This is a genomic window from Flavobacterium filum DSM 17961, from assembly GCF_000425465.1.
Lineage (GTDB): Bacteria > Bacteroidota > Bacteroidia > Flavobacteriales > Flavobacteriaceae > Flavobacterium > Flavobacterium filum.
This window is the reverse complement of sequence record NZ_AUDM01000014.1, coordinates 1-21402: the sequence shown is the minus strand read 5'-3', so window position 1 is coordinate 21402 and position 21402 is coordinate 1. Positions and strand designations below refer to the sequence as shown.

General features: G+C 34.3%; 23 protein-coding genes and 1 other RNA gene. 5 read left to right on the top strand and 19 right to left on the bottom strand.

Going from position 1 to position 21402, the window contains the following annotated elements; genetic code table 11:
- The first annotated feature begins 3 nt into the window (after positions 1 to 3).
- Both H601_RS0109760 and H601_RS0109755 read left to right on the top strand, forming a co-directional pair.
- Positions 4 to 1131: a peptidylprolyl isomerase gene (locus H601_RS0109760; protein ID WP_026711348.1), complete on the top strand. Its 1128-nt coding sequence runs from the start codon at positions 4 to 6 to the stop codon at positions 1129 to 1131.
- 4 nt (positions 1132 to 1135) lie between these two features.
- Positions 1136 to 2146 carry a peptidylprolyl isomerase gene (locus H601_RS0109755; RefSeq protein ID WP_051220716.1) on the top strand — a complete coding sequence of 337 codons (1011 nt, stop codon included), beginning with the start codon at positions 1136 to 1138 and terminating at the stop codon, positions 2144 to 2146.
- 42 nt (positions 2147 to 2188) lie between these two features.
- Here the strand turns inward: H601_RS0109755 and H601_RS0109750 are convergent, their stop codons facing one another.
- Genes H601_RS0109750 through H601_RS0109735 form a run of 4 tightly spaced genes read right to left on the bottom strand, consistent with a single transcriptional unit; the run spans position 2189 to position 5555 of the window.
- Positions 2189 to 2623 carry a hypothetical protein gene (locus tag H601_RS0109750; RefSeq protein ID WP_156900382.1) on the bottom strand — a complete coding sequence of 145 codons (435 nt, stop codon included), beginning with the start codon at positions 2621 to 2623 and terminating at the stop codon, positions 2189 to 2191.
- A complete protein-coding gene (locus H601_RS0109745) occupies positions 2623 to 3999 on the bottom strand; it encodes an MATE family efflux transporter (RefSeq protein WP_026711345.1) in 1377 nt (458 codons plus the stop codon). The genes H601_RS0109750 and H601_RS0109745 overlap by 1 nt, the downstream gene beginning before the upstream one ends.
- 57 nt (positions 4000 to 4056) lie before the next feature.
- A complete protein-coding gene (locus H601_RS0109740) occupies positions 4057 to 4677 on the bottom strand; it encodes a hypothetical protein (RefSeq protein WP_026711344.1) in 621 nt (206 codons plus the stop codon).
- On the bottom strand, positions 4674 to 5555 hold the full coding sequence (locus H601_RS0109735) for a PPK2 family polyphosphate kinase (protein WP_026711343.1): 882 nt from the start codon (positions 5553 to 5555) through the stop codon (positions 4674 to 4676). Before H601_RS0109735 ends, H601_RS0109740 begins: the two co-directional genes overlap by 4 nt.
- A 47-nt stretch (positions 5556 to 5602) precedes the next feature.
- Here H601_RS0109735 and H601_RS0109730 point away from each other — a divergent pair, with 47 nt between their 5' ends.
- Complete coding sequence (locus H601_RS0109730) at positions 5603 to 6439, top strand: DUF6929 family protein (RefSeq protein ID WP_026711342.1); 837 nt, start codon at positions 5603 to 5605, stop codon at positions 6437 to 6439.
- Between the two features lie 40 nt (positions 6440 to 6479).
- On the opposite strand, the gene H601_RS0109725 is transcribed toward H601_RS0109730, so the two are convergent.
- The 7 genes from H601_RS0109725 to H601_RS0109695 all read right to left on the bottom strand — a co-directional run bounded on the left by H601_RS0109725 (position 6480) and on the right by H601_RS0109695 (position 12652).
- The gene (locus H601_RS0109725; protein WP_026711341.1) at positions 6480 to 6971 is read right to left on the bottom strand and encodes a CAP domain-containing protein; all 492 of its coding nucleotides are present in this window, start codon (positions 6969 to 6971) and stop codon (positions 6480 to 6482) included.
- Positions 6972 to 7198: 227 nt separating this feature from the next.
- Positions 7199 to 7843 (bottom strand): pyridoxamine 5'-phosphate oxidase, encoded by a 645-nt coding sequence (gene pdxH, locus H601_RS0109720; protein ID WP_026711340.1) that lies wholly within the window; start codon positions 7841 to 7843, stop codon positions 7199 to 7201.
- A gap of 153 nt (positions 7844 to 7996) precedes the next feature.
- Positions 7997 to 8902: a ribonuclease Z gene (locus tag H601_RS0109715; protein WP_026711339.1), complete on the bottom strand. Its 906-nt coding sequence runs from the start codon at positions 8900 to 8902 to the stop codon at positions 7997 to 7999.
- 92 nt (positions 8903 to 8994) lie between these two features.
- The gene (locus tag H601_RS0109710) at positions 8995 to 9327 is read right to left on the bottom strand and encodes a hypothetical protein (RefSeq protein ID WP_026711338.1); all 333 of its coding nucleotides are present in this window, start codon (positions 9325 to 9327) and stop codon (positions 8995 to 8997) included.
- 52 nt (positions 9328 to 9379) lie between these two features.
- On the bottom strand, positions 9380 to 10306 hold the full coding sequence (locus H601_RS0109705) for an aspartate carbamoyltransferase catalytic subunit (RefSeq protein ID WP_026711337.1): 927 nt from the start codon (positions 10304 to 10306) through the stop codon (positions 9380 to 9382).
- Positions 10307 to 10409: 103 nt separating this feature from the next.
- On the bottom strand, positions 10410 to 10943 hold the full coding sequence (gene pyrR, locus H601_RS0109700) for a bifunctional pyr operon transcriptional regulator/uracil phosphoribosyltransferase PyrR (RefSeq protein WP_026711336.1): 534 nt from the start codon (positions 10941 to 10943) through the stop codon (positions 10410 to 10412).
- A 92-nt stretch (positions 10944 to 11035) separates the two neighbouring features.
- Positions 11036 to 12652 (bottom strand): ABC-F family ATP-binding cassette domain-containing protein, encoded by a 1617-nt coding sequence (locus H601_RS0109695; protein ID WP_026711335.1) that lies wholly within the window; start codon positions 12650 to 12652, stop codon positions 11036 to 11038.
- A gap of 153 nt (positions 12653 to 12805) precedes the next feature.
- Between H601_RS0109695 and H601_RS0109690 the strand changes: the two genes are divergently transcribed.
- Complete coding sequence (locus H601_RS0109690; protein ID WP_026711334.1) at positions 12806 to 14212, top strand: TlpA family protein disulfide reductase; 1407 nt, start codon at positions 12806 to 12808, stop codon at positions 14210 to 14212.
- 49 nt (positions 14213 to 14261) lie between these two features.
- Here the strand turns inward: H601_RS0109690 and fsa are convergent, their stop codons facing one another.
- From fsa to ffs, 4 genes are all read right to left on the bottom strand, one after another.
- Positions 14262 to 14918: a fructose-6-phosphate aldolase gene (gene fsa, locus H601_RS0109685; RefSeq protein ID WP_026711333.1), complete on the bottom strand. Its 657-nt coding sequence runs from the start codon at positions 14916 to 14918 to the stop codon at positions 14262 to 14264.
- Between the two features lie 127 nt (positions 14919 to 15045).
- Entirely contained in the window at positions 15046 to 15852 is an 807-nt protein-coding gene (locus H601_RS0109680; RefSeq protein ID WP_026711332.1) for an SDR family oxidoreductase, read from the bottom strand.
- 56 nt (positions 15853 to 15908) lie between these two features.
- Positions 15909 to 16901: an enolase C-terminal domain-like protein gene (locus tag H601_RS0109675; RefSeq protein WP_026711331.1), complete on the bottom strand. Its 993-nt coding sequence runs from the start codon at positions 16899 to 16901 to the stop codon at positions 15909 to 15911.
- Positions 16902 to 17085: 184 nt separating this feature from the next.
- Positions 17086 to 17184, bottom strand: an RNA gene (gene ffs / locus H601_RS16360) — signal recognition particle sRNA small type.
- An 87-nt stretch (positions 17185 to 17271) separates the two neighbouring features.
- Between ffs and H601_RS0109665 the strand changes: the two genes are divergently transcribed.
- On the top strand, positions 17272 to 18348 hold the full coding sequence (locus H601_RS0109665) for a glutaminyl-peptide cyclotransferase (protein WP_026711330.1): 1077 nt from the start codon (positions 17272 to 17274) through the stop codon (positions 18346 to 18348).
- Positions 18349 to 18449: 101 nt separating this feature from the next.
- Here H601_RS0109665 and H601_RS0109660 read toward each other — a convergent pair whose 3' ends face one another.
- The 4 genes from H601_RS0109660 to H601_RS15545 form a co-directional block, all read right to left on the bottom strand.
- Positions 18450 to 18950 (bottom strand): tetratricopeptide repeat protein, encoded by a 501-nt coding sequence (locus H601_RS0109660; RefSeq protein ID WP_026711329.1) that lies wholly within the window; start codon positions 18948 to 18950, stop codon positions 18450 to 18452.
- A 176-nt stretch (positions 18951 to 19126) separates the two neighbouring features.
- Entirely contained in the window at positions 19127 to 19990 is an 864-nt protein-coding gene (locus H601_RS0109655; protein WP_026711328.1) for a hydroxymethylglutaryl-CoA lyase, read from the bottom strand.
- Positions 19991 to 20333: 343 nt separating this feature from the next.
- The gene (locus H601_RS0109650; RefSeq protein ID WP_026711327.1) at positions 20334 to 20936 is read right to left on the bottom strand and encodes a LysE family translocator; all 603 of its coding nucleotides are present in this window, start codon (positions 20934 to 20936) and stop codon (positions 20334 to 20336) included.
- Positions 20937 to 21074: 138 nt separating this feature from the next.
- Positions 21075 to 21402 (bottom strand): transposase (locus H601_RS15545; RefSeq protein ID WP_026710537.1); only part of this gene is annotated, 328 nt, incomplete at its 5' end.

The following is a 21402-nucleotide window of genomic DNA, read 5'->3' as shown; positions in this document are numbered from 1 at the left end:
AATATGAGAATTTTAAAAGTTTATGTATTCAGTCTTTTTGCTTTATTTTTAACGAGTTGCGGAAAAGATTACGACCATTTAGGCGATGGAATTTTTGCTGTTTTCACCACTTCAAAAGGAGAAATTGTGACCCAATTAGCCTATGAAAAAGCTCCAATTACGGTAGCAAATTTTATTTCCTTAGCGGAAGGAACAAATACACATGTTACAAATGAAGCAAAAAAAGGGACTCCTTTTTATGATGGATTAACTTTTCACAGGGTTGAACCTAATTTCGTGATTCAAGGTGGAGATCCGGCCGGTGACGGAAGCGGTGGTCCGGGATACAATTTTATGGACGAAATTACGGATTTATCACACGAGGGTCCCGGAATTCTGTCTATGGCTAATGCAGGTCCTGGTACTAACGGTTCTCAATTTTTTATTACTTTGGCAGAAACTAAATTTTTAGATGGAAGACACACTGTTTTTGGTAAAGTAGTTGAAGGTCAAGAAATCGTGAATGGAATTGTAGCCGGTGACAAAATAGAAACGGTAAAAATTATTCGTAATGGAGAAAATGCCAAAAAGTTTGATGCGGTTAAAGTATTCAATGACCGTTTAAAAGTTGAAGCTGAAAACAGAAAAATAGCGGATAAAAAAGCTGCGGAAGAAAAAGCAGCATTTTTAGCTCAATTCAAAGATGTCATTGATGAAAAAATTGCCTTTTTTGAAACGCAGAAAAAAAATGCACAGAAGTCTTCAACCGGATTAGAAGTTGCAATTGTACAAAAAGGTAAAGGTAAAAAACCTTCAACCGGCAGTACCGTTTATGTTCATTATGCCGGATATTTTGAAAATGGTGAACTTTTTGATACAAGCTATGAAGACATTGCAAAAAAGTTTGGTAAATTCAACCAACAAAAAGCAGATGCTAAAGCTTATGTACCGTTCCCTTTTGAATATGGAAACAAAACCGGTTTGATTCCGGGATTTATTGAAGGTTTAGAAAAAATGAATATTGGAGACAAAGCTCTAATCTTTATTCCATCGCATTTAGGATATGGAGAAGCAGGAGCCGGTGGAGTAATTCCGCCAAACACCAATTTGATATTTGAATTAGAATTATTAGAAAACGCACCAAATAATTAAACCTATGAAAAAAATAATTTATGTTTTAATTTTTACCTTTTCAATTGTTGCTCAAGCACAAAAAGAAAATGGAATTTATGCCGAAATCAATACCATCAAAGGGAAAATCCTCTTGAAATTGGAATATGAAAAAACACCTATTACAGTCGCTAATTTTATTGCTTTAGCAGAAGGAACCAATCCTGATGTAGCAGAAAAATTCAAAGGAAAACCTTATTTTAACGGATTAAAATTCCACAGAGTGATTGCCAGTTTTATGATTCAAGGGGGCGATCCTGATGGAAATGGTTCAGGTGGACCAGGATATAAATTTTTTGATGAAATTACCGATTTAAAACACGATAAACCGGGTATTTTATCTATGGCTAATGCTGGTCCGGCTACAAACGGATCTCAGTTTTTCATTACTCACGTTCCTACTCCCCATTTAGATGGAAAACACACTGTTTTTGGACATGTAATTGAAGGACAAGAGGTTGTTAATGCAATTGCACAAAATGATGTAATGGATAAAATCACCATTATTCGTGTAGGTGAAGCAGCCAAAAAATTTGATGCTCCAAGTGTATTTAAAAGTCGTTCTGCCATTGAAGAAGCGATGAAGAAAAAGAAAGAGGAAGATTTAATTAAAGAAAAACAACAGTTTTTTGATTTTGTAAAGAAAACCTATCCAAAAGCAACTATTTTACCTTCTGGTTTAGCGTATATTCTTGAAAAAGAAGGAACTGGAAATAAAGCTGTTGCCGGAAATACTGTTTCTGTTCATTACTTAGGCGAATTAGCCGATGGTAAAAAGTTTGATAGTTCATATGACCGAAATCAACCCATAGAATTCAAATTGGGTCAACGAATGGTGATTCCGGGTTGGGAAGAAGGTATTGCTTTATTAAACAAAGGTGCCAAAACAAAATTAATTATTCCGTATTGGTTAGCTTATGGCGAAAGCGGAAGACCACCTGTTATTCCTGCAAAAGCAACCTTGATTTTCAACACGGAATTAGTTGAAATAAAATAAAAAAATAGAAAGCCGAAGATTTTTCTTCGGCTTTTTTCATGCTTAAAATTTCCAATCGAATTCATCTAAATTTTTAACGACTGCTCCCATTTCTACTTTAACAATTTCGCCAAATTCAACTTGAAAAATAATCCAATTGTCCTCGTTAAAAAAATTAGTTTGAATGTCGAAGGATTCTTTTTCAAAAGTATTTATTCCCTTTTTGGAAAGCATCGGTTGAAGTTCTTCAATAGATTTTCCGATGATTTGATACCCAAATAAAGTTGCATCTGAATGAGAACAAATGATATATCCTAAACGTAAATCTTCTTCTTCATAAAAAGTCAAACGCATTTTCAACTCATTATATACCCAAATTACATTTTCATCTTCGTCTTTAAAGATTAAATTTGGTTGTCCATAAAGAGATTTCACATTGTTTTCTTTCATTCCGAAAAGCAATTGATTTAATCCAAATGTTGGTTTTAGTTCTATCATTATTTTTCAGTTAAAATTAATTTTTTGGTCAAGTTATTAAATCGGATGAATAAAAAAGTAGCCGCTGCGGTAAGTCCGGCCAGTAAACCAATCCAAACACCAATCGCTTTTAAATCCGTGTATAATCCTAAATATATTGAAATAGGAAAACCAATAATCCAATACGCTACAAAAGTGATATACATTGGAATTTTCACGTCTTGCAATCCACGTAGAGCTCCTAAAACAACGACTTGTAAACCATCTGAAATTTGAAACAAAGCGGCTACCAAGAGCAATTGTGATGCAATCTCAACTACTTCAAGATTATCGGTAAAATACTTTGTTTGTTCCATATCTAAGAAAGTAAGAGGCAAAACTGTATGGAAAACTACAAATAGAATAGCGAATATAATTTCTAAAATAGTTGCCAATAAAAAAATAGAAATGGCTACATCTCTCAGCTTTTTATAATCTTGTAATCCTTTTTGATTGCCTACGCGAATCATGGCAGTAACGCTTAATCCCATCGCAAACATAAAGGTTAATGAAGCCAAACTTAATGCAATTTGGTTTGCAGCCTGACTAGTTGTTCCAATCATTCCGCAAAGCCAAATGGCTCCGGTAAATAATGCTACTTCAAAAAACATTTGCATAGCAGACGGAGTTCCTAAATTGATGATTTTTTTGATCGTAGATTTTGAGATTTCCTCCCAACTGAATTTTTCAAAATAAGGATGAAATTTCGGTTTTTTAACCATCACATAATGCATAAAAGCGAGCATCACAATACGTGAAGTAATGGTTCCGATTGCAGCTCCAACGATGCCCATTTGAGGAAAAATCCAAATTCCGAAAATCAGAAAATAATTAATGATTACGTTTACAATATTCCCAATAATGGTTGCCCACATCGAATATTTGGTTTCACTTTTTCCATCGGCAAATTGTTTATAGGCTTGAAACATGATCAACGGAATGAGCGAAAAAGCAACAATATCCAAATAGGGTTTTGCTAAATTCACCACTTCTTCCGGTTGTCCCATGAAGCTGATGATTGGTTTTGCGAAAAAAATCATTAGAAATAACATAATTCCCAGTAAAGTACACAAAAACAATCCGTTGTGAAAAGCACTTCTACCCTTTTCAATAGAGTTAGCTCCATCCGCTTCCGCAACAATAGGTGTAATGGCGGTGGAAAAACCTATTCCTAACGACATGGCAATGAAGATAAAACTATTCCCCAAGGATACAGCCGCTAATTCTTTTGGGCCAAGTTGACCAACCATTGCATTGTCTACGATACCAACGACTGTATGACCCAACATTCCAATGATAATTGGATAAGCAAGACGAAGGTTATATTCAAACTCAGCCGTATATTTTTTGAGATTCATTTTTTACAAATTGGGCACAAAAATACGGTTTTAATAATGAACTTAATGGCTCTTACATCAATTTGTATTCGGAATTTTTAGCGAAAAAGAAACGGGTTTGTAGTCGATGAGTTTAATCAATTTTCTTTCATCTTTTGCTTCTAAAACTAAGAAATTTTGGTCTATTTTGTAATTTTGACACCACTCATATGGATGTAAAGAAGAAAATTTAAAAGCGTGAAAAAGGTTTAAATCATTCGGCTTTACAATCATTCTTACTTTACTTGTTGGACGCTTTTTTTGAGGAGATTTAAATATTTTAAGCGTCATTTTTTTATTTTCAACAACATCGTTTAAATCGGTCTCAATTATCATTACTTCATCTCGCATAGAAGACGTTAAAGGTTTTGTTTCCAAATATATAAAGTCAAAATCTGAATTGCCTATCTGATTAACTTTAAAAGTATGAAATGTATTTAATTTTAAATCATATAAATAGGCTGAAGTAAACTCTTTTTTTAGAAATACTGATAAATAATAAGTATTGTCAACTGAATTAATATAGCAAAGTCTATTTGTTTTTGAATATTCATTACTAACATTATAGTGAGTAAACACATCAAATGTATATTCTTTTTGGGCTTTTAGAGAAATTACAAAAAGAAATAAAAATAGGGAAATATATACTTTCAATCTCATTGTTCGGCTTCCAATTGTTGTTTAAAAATATGAATATGTTCTTTCACTTTATCATCCAATTCCGGTTCTTTAATTTCCGTATATTTTTGGAGCTCTTCCAAAATGGTTTTTGCTACAATATATCTAGCGGTTTCTTTATTATCGGCTGGTACAATATACCAAGGAGCATGCGATTTAGAGGTTTTATTTATAGCCTCTTCATAACACGTTTGATACTGTTCCCAAAGTGCTCTCTCTTTTAAATCACCAGGGGAAAATTTCCAGTTGTGTTTTTCTGTTTCTAATCTTCTTAACAAACGTTGCCGCTGTTCTTCTTTACTCAAATGCAAGTAGAATTTTAAGATAATTATACCGTTTGATGCTATATGTTTTTCAAAAGCATTTATACTTTCAAATCGATTCTCCCAAAAAGTAGGTGTGATAGCATCAACAGATTCAATACCGGGAATATTTTCGTTGAGAATATATTCGGGATGAACTCGCGTTACTAAAACATTTTCATAATGCGTTCGATTAAATACGGCAAATTTTCCTTTTTCGGGTAAAGCCAAATAATGCCGCCACAAATAATCATGTTCCAACTCAGTTGAATTTGGTGTTTTAAAACTATGCACCACTACTCCTCTGGCATTAAACTCTTTAAAAACTTCACGAATCAAACTGTCTTTTCCGGCTGTATCCATTCCTTGTAAACAAATTAAAACTCCATAACGATTGTGTGCATATAATTTATCTTGCAGTTTACTCAGTTTTTCTCTAGTTTTTTGCAACAACTTTTCTTTCTTTTTTTCAGAAGTTTCAATATCTAAAAAAGTTGGAGTATTAGCCAGACTTATTTCTGACTCTACTCTAAATTGTTCAGGTTTTATATTTTTCATTTGGAATGGATTAGATTGATTAATTTTACACCAAAGTACAAAAAAATATGGACAAAATTAAATTAGAATTATTTTTTAAACTTGTTGGTCTCGGGGCAACATCCGGATTAGTGATCGATGGAGACTCACTATTTCTGATTTCAGACAATGGTTCTTTTTTATATGAATACCATTTTCAATCCTCAAAATTGGAGAGCATTCGTCTATTTGAAAATAGTCAGGCTAACCTTTTGAAAAGCGAAAAACTCGACTTTGAATCGATAGTAAAACACAACTACTCACTATTTCTATTTGGTTCAGGTTCTACAGAAAAAAGAATGACAGCTGTTGAATATAATTTGAAAAACAAGAACATCAATACAATTGATTTAACACCTCTTTTTACTCAAATAAAAATCTCAACCGGAATTGACAGCAAAAACATAAACATAGAAGGAGTAGTAAAATACAATAAAAAGTGGCTTTTCTTTCAACGAGGAAATGGTACTGCGGCACAAAATGGTGTGATTCAGTTTGAGAATACGTTCATCAACCCAACAAAAATGAATTTTATTCCGATTGTTCTACCACAATTTAATAATGTGAATGCCACTTTTACTGATGCAATTCTAGTAAAAGATAAGATTTATTTTTTGGCAACTGCAGAAAATTCAAATTCCACTTATGAAGATGGAAATGTTTTAGGAAGCTGGATTGGCATATTAAATGCTGATACTTTACAACTTGAATTTTATGCTCAAATTAGTAACCAAAATAAAATGGAAGGAATTACATTGTATAAAAATTCAAAAGCAGAAATTGAATTTTTACTTTGTGAAGATAATGATACGGATATTTTAGAAGCAGCTTTTTACAAATTAACCATAAAAAAAACCACTCGATAACGAATGGTTCTTCTTAGGTTAAGGTAAATTCGGGGCAAAATTACCTTTTCATAAAAATGTTGGTGTAGTATTTTTTTCCGTTGTTAGGATTTGTTTTAATTGATATTCCAAAATGAGTATAATCACCTTCAATGTTTTCTTTGTGAGCATCACTAGCTAACCAAGCGTTTAATACTCCTCCATTAGATTGATAGTTGTAAGCAACATTCTCACTCACTTGTCTTGCACCAAGAACTTGTTTAATATTACTAGCTCTTTGCTCAAAATATTGGTGACCTACAACATCATTTTCGATCATGTAGTCGTTGTGCTCAGAAGATTTGTATGAAATGTGATTGATAGGTTGAAGCTCGTTTAAACCTAAACTAGCTCTATGCTGATTGATTCTACCCATAAGGTCTAATTCAGTGTCAGAATAAGAAAAATTTTCAACGATTGGAGCTGCAGTTTCTTCAGAAGAGTCAGAAGAACAAGATACCAAAGTGAACACGATTGCTAACGGCAACAATGCTCTTAACATTTTTGCTTTCATAGTAGTAGGTTAAGTTTTTAAAAGTAGATGTGGGGCAAATACCTTTATGTTGTTTTAATTATTTTTAATTAAAGCGTTAAAATAGATGTGGGGCAAATATCTTTATGCTATTAATAAGAACGTTTCGTTTGATTTGATGAGTCAATATTACTACTATGTCGTTAAAGTGCAAAATAAAATCGATGAAATGCGTGTTTTTTTTATATATTAATCTTTTTTCTTACATATTAAGGTGCTAATCTTTCCATTTTCCATGCGTAATCGGTTTGTAATTGATACCGAATTCGGTCATGTAATCGGTTCGGACGACCTTGCCAAAATTCTACTTCTTGTGGTCGCACTAAAAATCCGCCCCAAAAAGTTGGTCTAGGAATTTCTTTCCCCTCAAAAGTAGATTCCAAAACTTTCAACTTCTCTTCTAAAACAGTTCTGGAGGCAATTACCCTACTTTGGTTGGAAACAATTGCACCTAATTTACTTCCGTCCGGACGCGAATCAAAATAATTATCAGAAAGTTGAGCAGAAGTTTTCTCGGCAATTCCTTTAATAATAACTTGCCTTTCCATAGAATGCCAAAAAAAGGAAAGACAAACATGTGGGTTAACTTCAATAGCTTTCCCTTTTTCGGATTCGTAATTAGTGTAGAAAATGAATCCTTCTTCGTTGAATTTTTTTAACAAAACCACACGAGCTTTCGGAAATCCATCCAAACCGATAGTAGAAACGGTCATGGCATTGACTTCTTCAATATCACTTTGTTCTTCGGTTTCATAAAACCAACGGTGAAACAAATTGATAGGATCTTCCGGAATATTGGTTTCGAGAAGTTCACTTTTTTCGTATGATTTTCGGTAATTGCTAAGATCTTTCATTTTTTTGAGGTGATAAGGTTTTGAGGTACTGAGGTACTAAGGTACTGAGTGGCTAAGGTACGAAAAATGGTGAATAGTTTACAGTCTCAGTTGACAGTCTCAGTTGGCAAACAACAGTCTACAGACAACAGAAAACTGACAACAGACAACCGATTAAAACTCAAACACCTTTCCATCATCCGCTAAAAGCACATTAGGGAAAATAGTTTCTGCTTCAGTTTTGAATAACTCTATAGATTCGTAACGAGTGGAATAATGACCAAGCACAAGTGTTTTTACATTAGCTTTTAAAGCGATTGTAGCTGCTTGTTTGGCTGTCGTATGCATTGTTTTTTCGGCAAGATGTGCTTCTTTTTCTAAAAAGGTAGTTTCGTGGTACAAAACATCTACATTTTTAAGTTGAGGAATCAAATCTTCATCATACACCGTATCAGAACAAAACGCATAACTTTTTTCGTGTTCAGGATTAAATGTGATTTCTTGATTACGAATTAGTGTTCCATTATCTAAAGTAATATCGCCACCGTATTTTATTTTTTGGTAATAAACAACATCAATTCCGAGGTTTTGAATTTTATCGATATTGAGTTTTCGCTCTTTATTTTTTTCTTGGAATAAAAATCCGTTCGTGTAAATACGGTGTTTAAGCGGAATGGTTTTGACAATCACTTTTTCATCTTCAAATAAAATTTCACTTTCTTTTGAGTCTAATTCATGAAAATAAAGATTGTAACCTGTATAGGAATTTCCGGCACGCAATTGCAATAAAATCAACTCTTTGATTCCTTTTGGTCCGTAAACATGCAAATCACTTTCTCGATTGAGTAACATGAAAGTAGAAATTAATCCCACCAAACCAAAAAAATGATCACCATGCAAATGCGAAATAAAGATGTGATTGATTTTGGAAAATTTGATTTTGTTTTTCCGCAACTGCACTTGTGTTCCTTCTCCGCAATCAATCAAAAACATACGGTTTTTAATTTCTAACACTTGTGAAGTGGGATTCGTAATGGTGCGAGGTGTGGCGGCGTAACAGCCGAGGATGGTGAGTTTCACTATTTTTTTGTTTCAGGTTTCAGGTTTCAGGTTTCAACTTGAATAACTATGTTAAACATTTCCAACTCCTAACTTTTTACTCCCAACTAAAATTAAAATCCCAAATCCCGTTCGATTTCTTCCATCTCGATGATGTCGTGAGCTTCTAAAAGTGTGGGGACAACAGTTAATTTGGTCGGAATGGCATTAAAATCAATTCCATCAGCTACAATTACAAAAGATTTTTTTCCTTTTTTATGTGTTTTTGATAAATCGCCAAACAGCTTAATTTGTTTTAAGTCAACCGATTTATCCATCGACATGTCCAAAATCAAATTCTGATTTTTAAAACTGTTGTGTTGCGTGGTGACTTTTTCAAGAAAAGCTACACAATCGCCTTGAGTGTTTTTTAGAATGGTAGTATGTCCTTTTTGATCGACTTTCATGTATTTTGAGGTGCTGAGGTACTAAGGTTCTGAGGTTCTAAGTTACAAAAAATTATTTAATTTTTGAAGCCAAAAGATAAATAACTGCCATTCTAATCGCAACTCCATTTTCAACTTGTTCTAAAATAACCGATTGTTTGGAGTCGGCTACATCACTTGTGATTTCAACACCTCGGTTGATTGGCCCGGGATGCATGATAACGATTTCTTTGCTAAGTGAATCCAAAAGTGCTTTATCCAAACCATATTGCTGAGCATATTCTCGGGTGGAAGGAAAATAATTCACATCCATTCGTTCGTTTTGCACACGAAGCATATTGGCTACATCACACCATTCTAATGCTTTCCTCAAATTGGGTTCAACCGAAACGCCTAGACTTTCAATATGTTTTGGGATTAATGTTTTGGGGCCGCACACCTTCACTTCAGCTCCTTGCATTTGCAAAGCAAAAATATTGGAAAGTGCTACTCGGGAATGCAAAATATCGCCAACAATCACCACCTTTTTTCCTCCTACTTCGCCCAATCGTTCTCTGATGGAATAACTATCTAATAAAGCTTGCGTAGGATGCTCATGAGCACCATCTCCGGCATTGATAATACTTGCTTTTACGTTTTTTGAAAGAAAATAAGCTGCTCCGGGATTAGCGTGACGCATCACGACCATATCCACTTTCATTGCCAAAATATTATTGACCGTATCAATTAAGGTTTCTCCTTTTTTTACGGAGGATTGAGCCGCAGAAAAACTAATTACATCAGCAGAAAGTCTTTTTTGAGCGAGTTCGAAAGATAATTTGGTTCGCGTACTGTTTTCAAAGAAGATATTGGCAATGGTAATATCCCGCAAAGACGGCACTTTTTTTATCGGACGATTAATCACTTCTTTAAAATGATCGGCAGTTTCAAAAATAAGTTGAATATCTTCCGGTTGAAGGTATTTGATGCCTAATAAATGGTTGACGCTTAATTCTTTCATTCTAGATTTTTCGATTATTCGATTATTCGATTTTTGGATTTTTCGATTTTTGGATTTTTCGAACTTTCTAACAATCTAAAAATCCGGTAATCTAATAATCCTTTTAAACTAAATATACAGTGTCTTCGCCTTCATTCTCAGTCCAGCAGACTTTTACTTTTTCATTGTTGATGGCATCTACCTGTCTTCCTCTGTAATCGGGTTGAATGGGCAAATGGCGACTAAAACGTCTATCAATGAGAACCAAAAGCTCAATTTCACTTGGTCGTCCGAAAGATTGAATAGCGGTTAAAGCGGAACGAATGCTTCTACCGGTATATAAAACATCATCAATGAATATGACTTTTTTATCTTCTACAATAAAATCAATTTCGGTTTTGTTGGCTTCCAATGGCTTTTCGCCCCGACGGAAATCATCTCTAAAAAAAGTGATGTCTAACAAACCGAATTTTATAGTATTAATATTGTATTCTTCCTGTAATATTTTGACAATCCGTTTGGCTAAAAAAGAACCACGCGGTTGTAATCCTATAATAATCGTATCTGAGAAATCTAGGTGTTTTTCAATCAGCTGACAGGCCAAACGATGGAGAATGATATTGACTTCTTTGGAAGTGAGCAATACTTTTTGACTCATGGTAGTGTTGTTTGGAGTGTAAAGATATACTTTTTTTGTGACTTATTTTTTAAAAAAAATCCCGAAACAACGTCTCAGGATTCCATTTATAATTAGCTATACATTTTCTTTCTTAATTCTTTGATTTTATCATCTTCTAAATATTCATCAAAAGTCATGTAGCGATCTATTACACCATTTGGTGTAATTTCAACTACACGATTGGCAACGGTTTGAGCAAATTCGTGGTCATGCGTGGTAAACAAAACCGAACCTTTAAAATTCTTTAATGAGTTATTAAACGCTTGAATCGATTCCAAATCCAGGTGATTGGTTGGTTCATCAAGCATTAACACGTTGGCACGAAGCATCATCATGCGAGAAATCATGCAACGCACTTTTTCTCCACCGGATAAAACACGTCCGGTTTTAAGAGCTTCTTCACCGGAAAAAATCATTTTTCCTAAGAATCCACGAACATACACTTCATCACGTTCTTCTTCTGTTTTTGCCCATTGACGTAACCAATCCACTAAGGTGTAATCATTTTCAAAAAACGAGTGATTATCAGCTGGTAAATAAGATTGCGTAGTCGTAATTCCCCAATCAAACGTGCCGGAATCTGCTTTTAAATTTCCGTTCAAAATTTCATAAAAAGCGGTGGTAGCACGAGAATCTTTTGAAAAAACGACTACTTTGTCGCCTTTTGCCATGTTTAAATCAATGTTCTTAAACAATGTTTCACCTTCAAGTGAAGCACTTAAACCTACCACATTTAAAATTTGATCGCCGGCTTCACGTTCTTGGTCAAAAATAATGGCCGGATACCTTCTGCTGGACGGTTTGATTTCATCTAAATTTAATTTTTCAATCATTTTTTTACGCGAAGTAGCTTGTTTAGATTTAGCTACGTTGGCACTAAAACGACGAATAAATTCTTCAAGTTCCGCCTTTTTCTCTTCAGCTTTTTTGTTTTGTTGAGCACGTTGTTTGGCGGCTAACTGACTACTTTCGTACCAGAATGTATAGTTACCGGAATAGTGCGTAATTTTTCCAAAATCAATATCGGAAACGTGTGTACAAACCGCATCTAGAAAGTGACGGTCGTGTGAAACCACCAACACAGTATTCTCATAATTCGCCAAGAAGTTTTCTAACCAACCAATGGTTTCAAAATCCAAATCGTTGGTAGGCTCATCCATAATCAACACATCCGGATTACCGAAAAGAGCCTGAGCCAAAAGTACACGCACTTTTAGTTTTCCTTCCATTTCACTCATTAATGTATAATGATAATCGGCAGTAATACCTAAGTTAGATAACATCGATGCAGCATCAGAATCGGCATTCCAACCGTTCATTTCTTCAAACTGCACTTGCAATTCTCCAATTCTATCCGCATTTGAATCATTATAATCGGCATACAAAGCATCCATTTCAGCTTTAACGGCATATAATACTTTGTTTCCCATTAAAACCGTTTCTAAAACGGTATGCTCATCGAACATGTTGTGATTTTGGTTCAAAACTGACATTCTTTTTCCAGGCTCAAGAATTACTCTACCGGAAGTGGGATCCATATCTCCTGAAATAATTTTCATGAAGGTAGATTTTCCGGCACCATTGGCACCGATAATTCCGTAGCAATTGCCTTGTGTAAAGGTAACATTTACCTCATCAAACAAAATTCTTTTGCCAAATTGAACCGATAAATTTGAAACTGTCAACATGTTTTTTTATTTTTTAAAAAGCGTTGCAAAAGTAGAAAAAATAAAGCACTTTTGACACACCGTTATTTAGAATAAATATAGGTTTAATTTAACTGTCTGTTAACAAGCTTTAAACATTAGAAAAAATACTTTTGTTACAAATAATACCACAAAATGATTGCCTATTCAAAAAAAATACTCTTTCTCTTCTATAGCTTTGCCATCATATCTATTGTAGGATGCAAAAAAGATTTTTCAGAAGATAACTTTGTTGCCTATTTTGGTGGAGAAGTTATTAATCCGAAAAATAACTATGTGTTGTTTATGAAAGATGATGAAGTGATTGATACACTTTACTTAAACAACAAAAATCAATTTTTTAAGCAATTCGATTCATTGTCACCCGGCATGTACACTTTTAAACATGAACCGGAGTATCAATATGTATATTTTGATAAAAATGATAGTTTGATGGTGCGAATCAATTCAGTTGACTTTGACGAGTCAGTTGTTTTTTGTGGGAGAGGTGATGAAAAGAACAATTTTTTAATGGAATTGTATTTAAAAAACGAGGACGATAAAAACAAAATGTTTGATTTGTTCGACTCACCTGTAAATGATTTTATCAAGAATATCGATTCTTCTTTTAAAACCAGAAAAAGGTTTTATGAAAAGAAAAAAGAGAATTTGAAATGGAATGATGATTTTGACTTATATGCTAAATCCATGTTAGACTTTCATCATTTTGCCAAAAAAGAGATATACCCGATGGCTCACAAAATGAGAACGGGTGAAAATGTTACTTCTCAATTACCTCCTAATTACTATAACCACAGAGGTAAGATTGATTTCAACAACAAATTACTGACCACTTATTCTCCATTTGTTCGTTATTTGACACACATGATGAGTAATGTTTCTTTTCATGAATTAAAAGAAACAAATCTTGAGGAAGATGTTTTGGAACTTCACTTGCATAAATTAAATATAGCAGATACTCTATTTAAAAATGTAAAAACTCGCAATAAAATTTTGAATAATATTGCCTTCTCTTATTTGTTAGAAGACCAAGACGTTTCAAAAAATGCAGTTTTTCTTGAACGTTATAATCAATTGAGTTCAGATAAAGAAAAGATTAACGAAATAAATAAAATTGGCGTATCTATTCAACAATTAAAAAAAGGCAATGAATTACCTGAAATACCATTGATTGATTTAAATGGGAAGAAAATCAGTAGTAAATCTATTTTAAATAAAAAATCTGTTGTTTTCTTTTGGACCAAAAATGCAGATTCACACATGGTCTCTGCTCATAAGAAAGCATTGGATTTCATGAAAAAGAATCCTACCTACCAATATATAGCCATTAATATGGACGATAATCAAGGTGAATGGAAAAAAATATTGGAAACTCATCAGTTTGGTAATATTAATGAGTTTAGAGCGAATGACTTTGAAGAACTAAAAGAAAAATGGGTAATTACTAAACTTCACCGTGTAATTCTTTTAGATGAAAACGGAAAAATAGACAATGGATTTGTCAATCTTTTTGATGTAAAGTTTGAGAAATTACTTCACTAAAAAAAAATGCCTCAACTTTCATTGAGGCATTTTTAATTTATATAATTTGTTATTGATTTGCTTTCGCGTGATCAGCTAAAAACTGAGCTAAACCAATATCTGTCAACGGATGTTTTAATAAGCCTAAAATAGCTGATAAAGGTCCGGTCATCACATCTGCACCAATTTTAGCACAATTCACAATGTGCATCGTGTGACGAACAGAAGCCGCTAAAATTTCTGTTTGATATCCATAATTATCATAAATCTCTCTGATTTCTTCAATTAAGGCTAGACCATCGGTAGAAACATCGTCTAATCTTCCGATAAATGGCGAAACATAGGTTGCTCCTGCTTTTGCAGCCAACAGAGCTTGTCCGGCAGAAAAAACTAAGGTTACGTTTGTTTTAATTCCTCTGTCTGAAAAGTATTTACAAGCTTTCACCCCTTCTTTGGTCATTGGCAATTTTACTACGATTTGTTCGTGTAATTCTGATAACTCCTCACCTTCTCTAATCATTCCATCATAATCGGTGGCAATTACTTCGGCACTTACATCGCCATCTACAATGTTACAAATATCTACATAATGCTTCAATACATTATTCTTTCCGCTGATACCTTCTTTGGCCATCAAAGACGGATTGGTGGTTACACCATCTAAAACGCCTAATGCCTGAGCTTCTTTGATTTGTTCTAGGTTAGCCGTGTCAATAAAAAATTTCATATCTGAGTTGTGTTTTTAATTCGGTTGCAAAATTAGGAAAACAATTTCAATGTCAATATCAATGTCAATAACAAATTGAAAAGTCAATAGAATCTATTGCCACAAATTACTATTCACTAATCACAAATTACTTTAACTTATAGTGCTTCATCAACATTTTTTCATACATTTTATCCGGTAAAATGCGTTTTAAAACAACTGAAAATCGTTGGAGAAAACTACCCACTTTATAGTGTACATTGGGTTGAGCCGTTTCAATTATTTTATGAATAGCAAACGCCATTTCATTCGGGTTACTTCCGGAATCCACGTGTTCATCCATCATTTTTAGTGTATTTCCGTAGGGGATTTTATACTCAGAATCTTCTTTTAAAGGAGCATGATAACGACCGGAAGCTATATTGGTAGCAAAATCTCCCGGTGCCACATTGGTTAATTGAATTCCGAATGGTTTTACTTCCATGCGAATGGCTTCGGTGATGAGTTCAAGAGCTCCTTTAGAGGCGGAATACACACTTCGATACGGCAATCCCATATAACCGGCAATGGATGTAATATTGATAATTAAACCCGATTGTTGACTTCTCATTTGAGGCAAAACGGCTTTTATCACTTCAATCGGACCAAAGAAATTAGTATCAAAATTGTTTTTGATTTCTTGGGTGGGAATTTCTTCCAGCGGACCGGTAACTCCGACTCCGGCATTGTTAATGACCACATCCAACTTTCCTTCTTTTTGAATTAATTCAGAAACGGCAGTTTTGATACTATCTACATCACGCACATCCAATTGCAACAAAGGAAAAACGGAATCTTTCACTTGATTTGGATTTCTGCTTGTTCCATAAACAATATATCCTTTTTGATGCAAAAAAGTACCGATGGATTTACCTATTCCGGAGGAACCGCCTGTGATGAGAATTACTTTTGACATGGTTGGGTTAAAAGGACAAATATAGTGATTAGTGATTAGTGATTAGTAATTAGTGATTAGTTTATCCCCAAACCTGCATTTTCACTCAAAACCACTTCACCCTTTACAATTTTTGAACCATTGAAGGTATCATTTGCAATTAAGTTGGCTCCATCTAAATCGAGATAATCGGCAAAAGAAGCCAAGACTATTCCGGCAGAAATACCAACGGTTGATTCGGTCATGCAGCCGATCATGATGTTGAAATGCATTGCTTTTGCTTTTTGTAGAATAGCTAATGAGGGAGTCAATCCGCCACATTTCATTACTTTTATGTTTATCGTTTTGTAATGAGGTTTCAATGATTCCAAATCATCAATGGATTGCACATCTTCATCCGCCATCCAATTGGTATAACTGTTACGGGATAAATGTTTATAGTTTTCTGCCCCTTTTGGCATTGGTTGTTCAAAGTATAAGAATTTTGCTGAAAGTGGGTCGTTTTGAATCAATTCACACGTTTCCAACGAAAAACTGCCGTTAGAATCGATGCTGATGTTCTTTCCGGTGGCCAACAATTTATCCCGCAAGGAAGTGGACCACAAATTGACTTTTACTTTGCAATATTCCCAATCGGATTCGATAATTTTTTGGAGTTGAATGGCTTCCTCATCCATACTAATCGTTATGGAAGACTGTGGAAAATGAGTGATTGGCAAGTGGTTTAACTCGGCAAATGTTTTGTTATGTAGTTTTCCAAACACATCCCAAAACGCACAATCAATGGCGGATTGTAAAAAAGGATGCAAAGAGAAAGTTTGAAGTTTATTGAAAAAATCTAAAGGATGTTCAATGGGTAAGTGATTTACAAAAGGTTGGATTCGTTTCAAATCCTTGACAAAATCATCCAAATGAATGTGATAATAATCAATTTCGGTACATTCGCCGTAACCGGTTTTTCCTTCTCTTTCAATCGAAACAATCAATGCTTTTCTGAAATCATATACACCATAGGCAATTTTGAACGGTTCTTTCAGTTGGTGGTGGACTATTTTCCAATTTATTTTCATTCGTCAAGTTTAGAAAAATAAAAGTTAGTAAAAGAAAGGTAAAGAAATGAATAAAAAGTAAAACCGGATAATTTTTACCCTATACGTCACATAAGTTCAATACATAAAAATTGTTTACAAGTAAAAACTTATATGACTTACATGGTTATTAAAATGGTGATAATAAATTTGATTGAAGAGAAAAAAATGGCAAGCGACCTACATCGCACCGCTACAACCGCATACCTTTGCTGTGTTCCCACCCTGGAGGAGTTTGCAGGAGCTGGTCGTGTAGGACTTGCCGGTGCAAATATACAATCTTTTTATGTTTTTGCAAGGAAAATAGTTCGTTCAAATTGCTATATTTGTCCCACTTATACGATTTACCAACATGAAAAAACATAACTTATTAGCCTTCATTTTATTAGCTTCTCTTTTTATCGCTTGCGAAGACAAAGAAAAAGATAAGTCAGGATGGTTTGTGTTGAGCACTACCGACAACAAGGCTCAATTTACCTCTGATGAAACAGCCACGTTATCCATAACGAATACAAAAAATAAAACGGTTGACAGTATTGTTTTCTTTAGTAATGATCAACGAATTGGTGCGGTAAAAGGAACATCACCTTTTCAATATCGGTTAGCAGAGGAAAAACTGGGTTACCTCAACCTGAAAGCAACAATTTATTTTGAAAAGGAAACTGCTGAAAGTACGCATCGCATAGAATTGATTTCGAATATTGAGCCAAAGTTGTTGAAGTATACCTTAGTAAACACTTATCCTCATGACATCAAAGCGTACACACAAGGATTAGAATTTCATCGTGATACGTTATATGAAGGAACCGGAAACGGAGCCGGAAATACAACCGGAATTAAAGGAGTTTCGAGTTTGCGTAAAACGAATTATAAGACTGGAGAAGTCTATAAAATTGTTAGCTATCCTGATGCTATTTTTGGAGAAGGCATCACCATTTTGAATAATAAAGTGTATCAACTGTCGTGGCAAAATTTAGTGGGTTTTATTTATGATGCCGATACGTTCAAAGAAATCAAACGATTTGATTATGCCAAACGTATTGATGGTTGGGGTTTGTGTAACGACGGTCAAAAACTTTATCAATCGGACGGTACAGAAAAAATATATACGCTAAATGCTGAAACGCAACAAATTGAAGGACACATCAATGTTTATTCAGGAACCAATAAAATTAAAGCTGTGAATGAATTGGAATGGATTGACGGTAAAATCTACGGCAACATTTACCAAAAAGACGCTATTGCTATTATCAATCCAAAAAACGGTGCGGTGGAATCCGTAATTTATTTGGGAGATTTGAAGAAATTGGTTACTCAACATCCTGATATTGATGTGCTCAACGGGATTGCTTATAACCCCAAAACCAAAACCCTTTTTGTAACGGGGAAGAATTGGGATAAAATGTTTGAGATTCGGGTGGAGGAATAATTTGGCAATGAGCCAATTCGGCAATGTGGCAATGTGGCAATGTGTCAATTAAGCGATTTGGAAAAGTAATTGTAACTTGATTTTTAAGGTAATAATTTAAATTATTTCTTTTTCGAACCCTCTTGAATTTCATTATACATGTTTTTCATTCTTATTTCAGTAGTCTCTCTTTCATTACCACAAAAATAAAAAAGGCCATTGCTTTTTCTTCTATCTAAATATTGGAGAGCTTGTTCAAATTCATGTTCTTCAATTGCAATTGCTGCAAGTGACATTAAACTGTCATTGATCGTAAATTTCCATTTGTTATTTTCTAAATTCAAAATACTTAGAAACATTTCTTTCGCTGCTTTTTTATTGTCTAGTTGATATTCAAAATGAGCTTTCTCATAGAGAGCTAGCACATAATAATCTGAATAAGGATAATTAGTTATTAAATCATTAAAATAAACCAATGCCTGTGAAACAATAAAATTATATGTTTCTTGTGTTACTTTTTTCCGTTCAAGATTAGTTGAATTTAAATTTTCAAAGAAATAATAATCCTCATGTAAAAGAGCTATAATTGCCTGACCCTTTTCATAAAGAACTTTATCTTCCATTGACTTACTCTCTTGTCCAAAGATGAAATTTGTAATTAGTAGAAATAATATAACTGAAAGTTTATTCACATTTAGATTTTAATATCAATAACAGAACTAATTTATTGAAAAAATATTGCAATCTTATTTCTAAGTGACGGAAAACAAACAACAGACAACCGTCAACAGACAACCGTTTAATGAAACTCCCCAAACACCTTTGTGGCTTCATTGTAAGCACTTTCAAAACTCATTGGACTGGTGTTGGTATTTTCTTTTTGGGTGGTGAAATAGGATAGTAATTTTTCGGTAGGCATGTTTCCTGTGAGGTCATCTTTCGCCATGGGGCAACCGCCAAATCCTTGAATGGCTCCGTCAAAACGGCGACAACCGGCTTTGTAGGCCGCATCTACTTTTTCAAACCATTTGTTGGGTGTGGTGTGCAAATGGGCTCCAAACTCAATTTCGGGATATTTGGTAATCAGGTTCGAAAATAAATAATCAATGACTTCGGGTGTTGAACTTCCCACAGTGTCAGATAATGATAAAATTTTTACTCCCATGCCGGCTAATTTCTCCGTCCACTCCCCTACGATTTCCACGTTCCATGGGTCACCATACGGATTTCCGAAACCCATTGATAAATACGCCACCACTTCTTTGTTAGATTGGTCGGCTATTTCCAAAATTTCTTGTAAAGTGATGATGGACTCGGCAATGGTTTTGTGCGTATTTCGCATTTGAAAATTCTCCGAAATCGAAAACGGAAAACCCAAATACTGAATTTCTTTGTGCACCGTGGCCAGTTCTGCCCCTTTGGTATTGGCGATAATGGCTAATAATTTGCTGCGGGTTTGCGATAAATCCAATCGAGCCAATACTTCTGCGGTATCCGCCATTTGTGGAATCGCTTTGGGCGAAACAAAACTCCCAAAGTCCAGTGTATCAAAACCTACCCGCAAGAGCGATTGCAAATAAAGCACCTTTCGTTCGGTAGGAATAAAGGTTTTAATGCCTTGCATGGCATCACGTGGACATTCAATAATTTTTATTGGTTGCATAGATGCCCAAATATAAGGAAGAATTTTGGAAATTTAAAAAAGGTTTAAATGTTTAAAAGTTTAAGGGTTTAAAAGTTTAAAGGGAACACAGATTTTAAAAATTGGGGAAATTGGGAAAAATGGTTTAAAAGTTTAAGAGTTTAAGAGTATAAATGTTTAAAAGTTTAAGGGTTTAAGGGTTTAAAAGTTAAAAAGGGAACACGGATTTTTAAAATTGGGAAAATGGTTTAAAAGTTTAAAAGGGAACACGGATTAAAAATTAGGAATATGGTATAGTGATAAAAAAATTGCTAATTCATCGTTGTGAAACTTTGTGATTCCATTGTGAGACTTTGTGTAACCCTTAACTCAAAATCATTACTGCAATCCCTATAAATGCTACAATCTGAAACCATTTTAAAAAAACAGCAAACGTTTTATTGTTTCTGATAACTTTTGTTAGTTGGTCTGCTACAATACTCACTAATGTAAAAATGACAAAGGCTTGCATCATAAAAACCAAGCCCAGCATGTAGATTTGTTGTGTCACCTTTCCGGCTTGTTCGTCAATAAAACCCGGAAAAAAAGCCAGAAAAAAAAGGGTCACTTTTGGGTTTAATACATTCATGATAAACCCTTGCTTTACCAATGAAAAAAGCGATTTTTTGGTGTTTTGATGGGTCGATAATTCAATCGTATCCGGAGCTTTATACACTTGATAGGCAATCCAAAGTAAATAGGATGCTCCCGCTATTTTAATGCCTAAAAACAATGCCTCCGATTGTTGAATCAGAGCTGAAATACCTAAAGCAATTAAAGTAGTATGCACCAAAATCCCACTCACTAAACCAGCTGCGGTTGCAATGCCGTATTTTTTCCCGTTGGAAATGCTTTGGGTCAGGACGTAAATTATGTCCGGTCCGGGTGAAAGAGTTAAGGCGATGGATGCGAGGAGGAAGGGGAGCATTGATGTCGGTTGTCGGTTGGAGGTTGGAGGTTGGAGGTTGGAGGTTGTCTGTTTTCGGTTGTCGTTGATGTTTTAAAATTGAATCAATAAAAATCAATAGAAATAATAAAGTGGGAGTGTTCAATAAACTGTGTCATTTCATTTTATTCTATCACTAAAATACGCATTTAAATCATTTTGAATAGCAGACCAGTGAAAAATTTGTCCATTCCATCTAGTTTGTGCATTCATAATAGCTAAGTATACCTGTTTTAGGATTGCGTTTTCTGAAGAGAATGCACCTTTAGTTTTGGTTACTTTTCGTATCATTCTGTGATAACTTTCTATTGGATTTGTTGTGTACATTAGTCTCTTTAAATGAGGTGAATACTTGTAAATATTAGCTAGTCTATCCCAGTTTTTATCCCAGCTCCTAAATATTGCAGGGTATTTTTTATTCCATTTTTCTCTGGCAAGTTCAAGAGCT

What these genes read in the sequence shown, in the direction of transcription:
- H601_RS0109760 (WP_026711348.1), top strand. Translation starts at nt 4, where the DNA reads ATGAGAATTTTAAAAGTTTATGTATTCAGTCTTTTTGCTTTATTTTTA.
- H601_RS0109755 (WP_051220716.1), top strand. Translation starts at nt 1,136, where the DNA reads ATGAAAAAAATAATTTATGTTTTAATTTTTACCTTTTCAATTGTTGCT.
- H601_RS0109750 (WP_156900382.1), bottom strand. Translation starts at nt 2,623, where the DNA reads ATGATAGAACTAAAACCAACATTTGGATTAAATCAATTGCTTTTCGGA.
- H601_RS0109745 (WP_026711345.1), bottom strand. Translation starts at nt 3,999, where the DNA reads ATGAATCTCAAAAAATATACGGCTGAGTTTGAATATAACCTTCGTCTT.
- H601_RS0109740 (WP_026711344.1), bottom strand. Translation starts at nt 4,677, where the DNA reads ATGAGATTGAAAGTATATATTTCCCTATTTTTATTTCTTTTTGTAATT.
- H601_RS0109735 (WP_026711343.1), bottom strand. Translation starts at nt 5,555, where the DNA reads ATGAAAAATATAAAACCTGAACAATTTAGAGTAGAGTCAGAAATAAGT.
- H601_RS0109730 (WP_026711342.1), top strand. Translation starts at nt 5,603, where the DNA reads ATGGACAAAATTAAATTAGAATTATTTTTTAAACTTGTTGGTCTCGGG.
- H601_RS0109725 (WP_026711341.1), bottom strand. Translation starts at nt 6,971, where the DNA reads ATGAAAGCAAAAATGTTAAGAGCATTGTTGCCGTTAGCAATCGTGTTC.
- pdxH (WP_026711340.1), bottom strand. Translation starts at nt 7,843, where the DNA reads ATGAAAGATCTTAGCAATTACCGAAAATCATACGAAAAAAGTGAACTT.
- H601_RS0109710 (WP_026711338.1), bottom strand. Translation starts at nt 9,327, where the DNA reads ATGAAAGTCGATCAAAAAGGACATACTACCATTCTAAAAAACACTCAA.
- H601_RS0109705 (WP_026711337.1), bottom strand. Translation starts at nt 10,306, where the DNA reads ATGAAAGAATTAAGCGTCAACCATTTATTAGGCATCAAATACCTTCAA.
- pyrR (WP_026711336.1), bottom strand. Translation starts at nt 10,943, where the DNA reads ATGAGTCAAAAAGTATTGCTCACTTCCAAAGAAGTCAATATCATTCTC.
- H601_RS0109695 (WP_026711335.1), bottom strand. Translation starts at nt 12,652, where the DNA reads ATGTTGACAGTTTCAAATTTATCGGTTCAATTTGGCAAAAGAATTTTG.
- H601_RS0109690 (WP_026711334.1), top strand. Translation starts at nt 12,806, where the DNA reads ATGATTGCCTATTCAAAAAAAATACTCTTTCTCTTCTATAGCTTTGCC.
- fsa (WP_026711333.1), bottom strand. Translation starts at nt 14,918, where the DNA reads ATGAAATTTTTTATTGACACGGCTAACCTAGAACAAATCAAAGAAGCT.
- H601_RS0109680 (WP_026711332.1), bottom strand. Translation starts at nt 15,852, where the DNA reads ATGTCAAAAGTAATTCTCATCACAGGCGGTTCCTCCGGAATAGGTAAA.
- H601_RS0109675 (WP_026711331.1), bottom strand. Translation starts at nt 16,901, where the DNA reads ATGAAAATAAATTGGAAAATAGTCCACCACCAACTGAAAGAACCGTTC.
- H601_RS0109665 (WP_026711330.1), top strand. Translation starts at nt 17,272, where the DNA reads ATGAAAAAACATAACTTATTAGCCTTCATTTTATTAGCTTCTCTTTTT.
- H601_RS0109660 (WP_026711329.1), bottom strand. Translation starts at nt 18,950, where the DNA reads ATGGAAGATAAAGTTCTTTATGAAAAGGGTCAGGCAATTATAGCTCTT.
- H601_RS0109655 (WP_026711328.1), bottom strand. Translation starts at nt 19,990, where the DNA reads ATGCAACCAATAAAAATTATTGAATGTCCACGTGATGCCATGCAAGGC.
- H601_RS0109650 (WP_026711327.1), bottom strand. Translation starts at nt 20,936, where the DNA reads ATGCTCCCCTTCCTCCTCGCATCCATCGCCTTAACTCTTTCACCCGGA.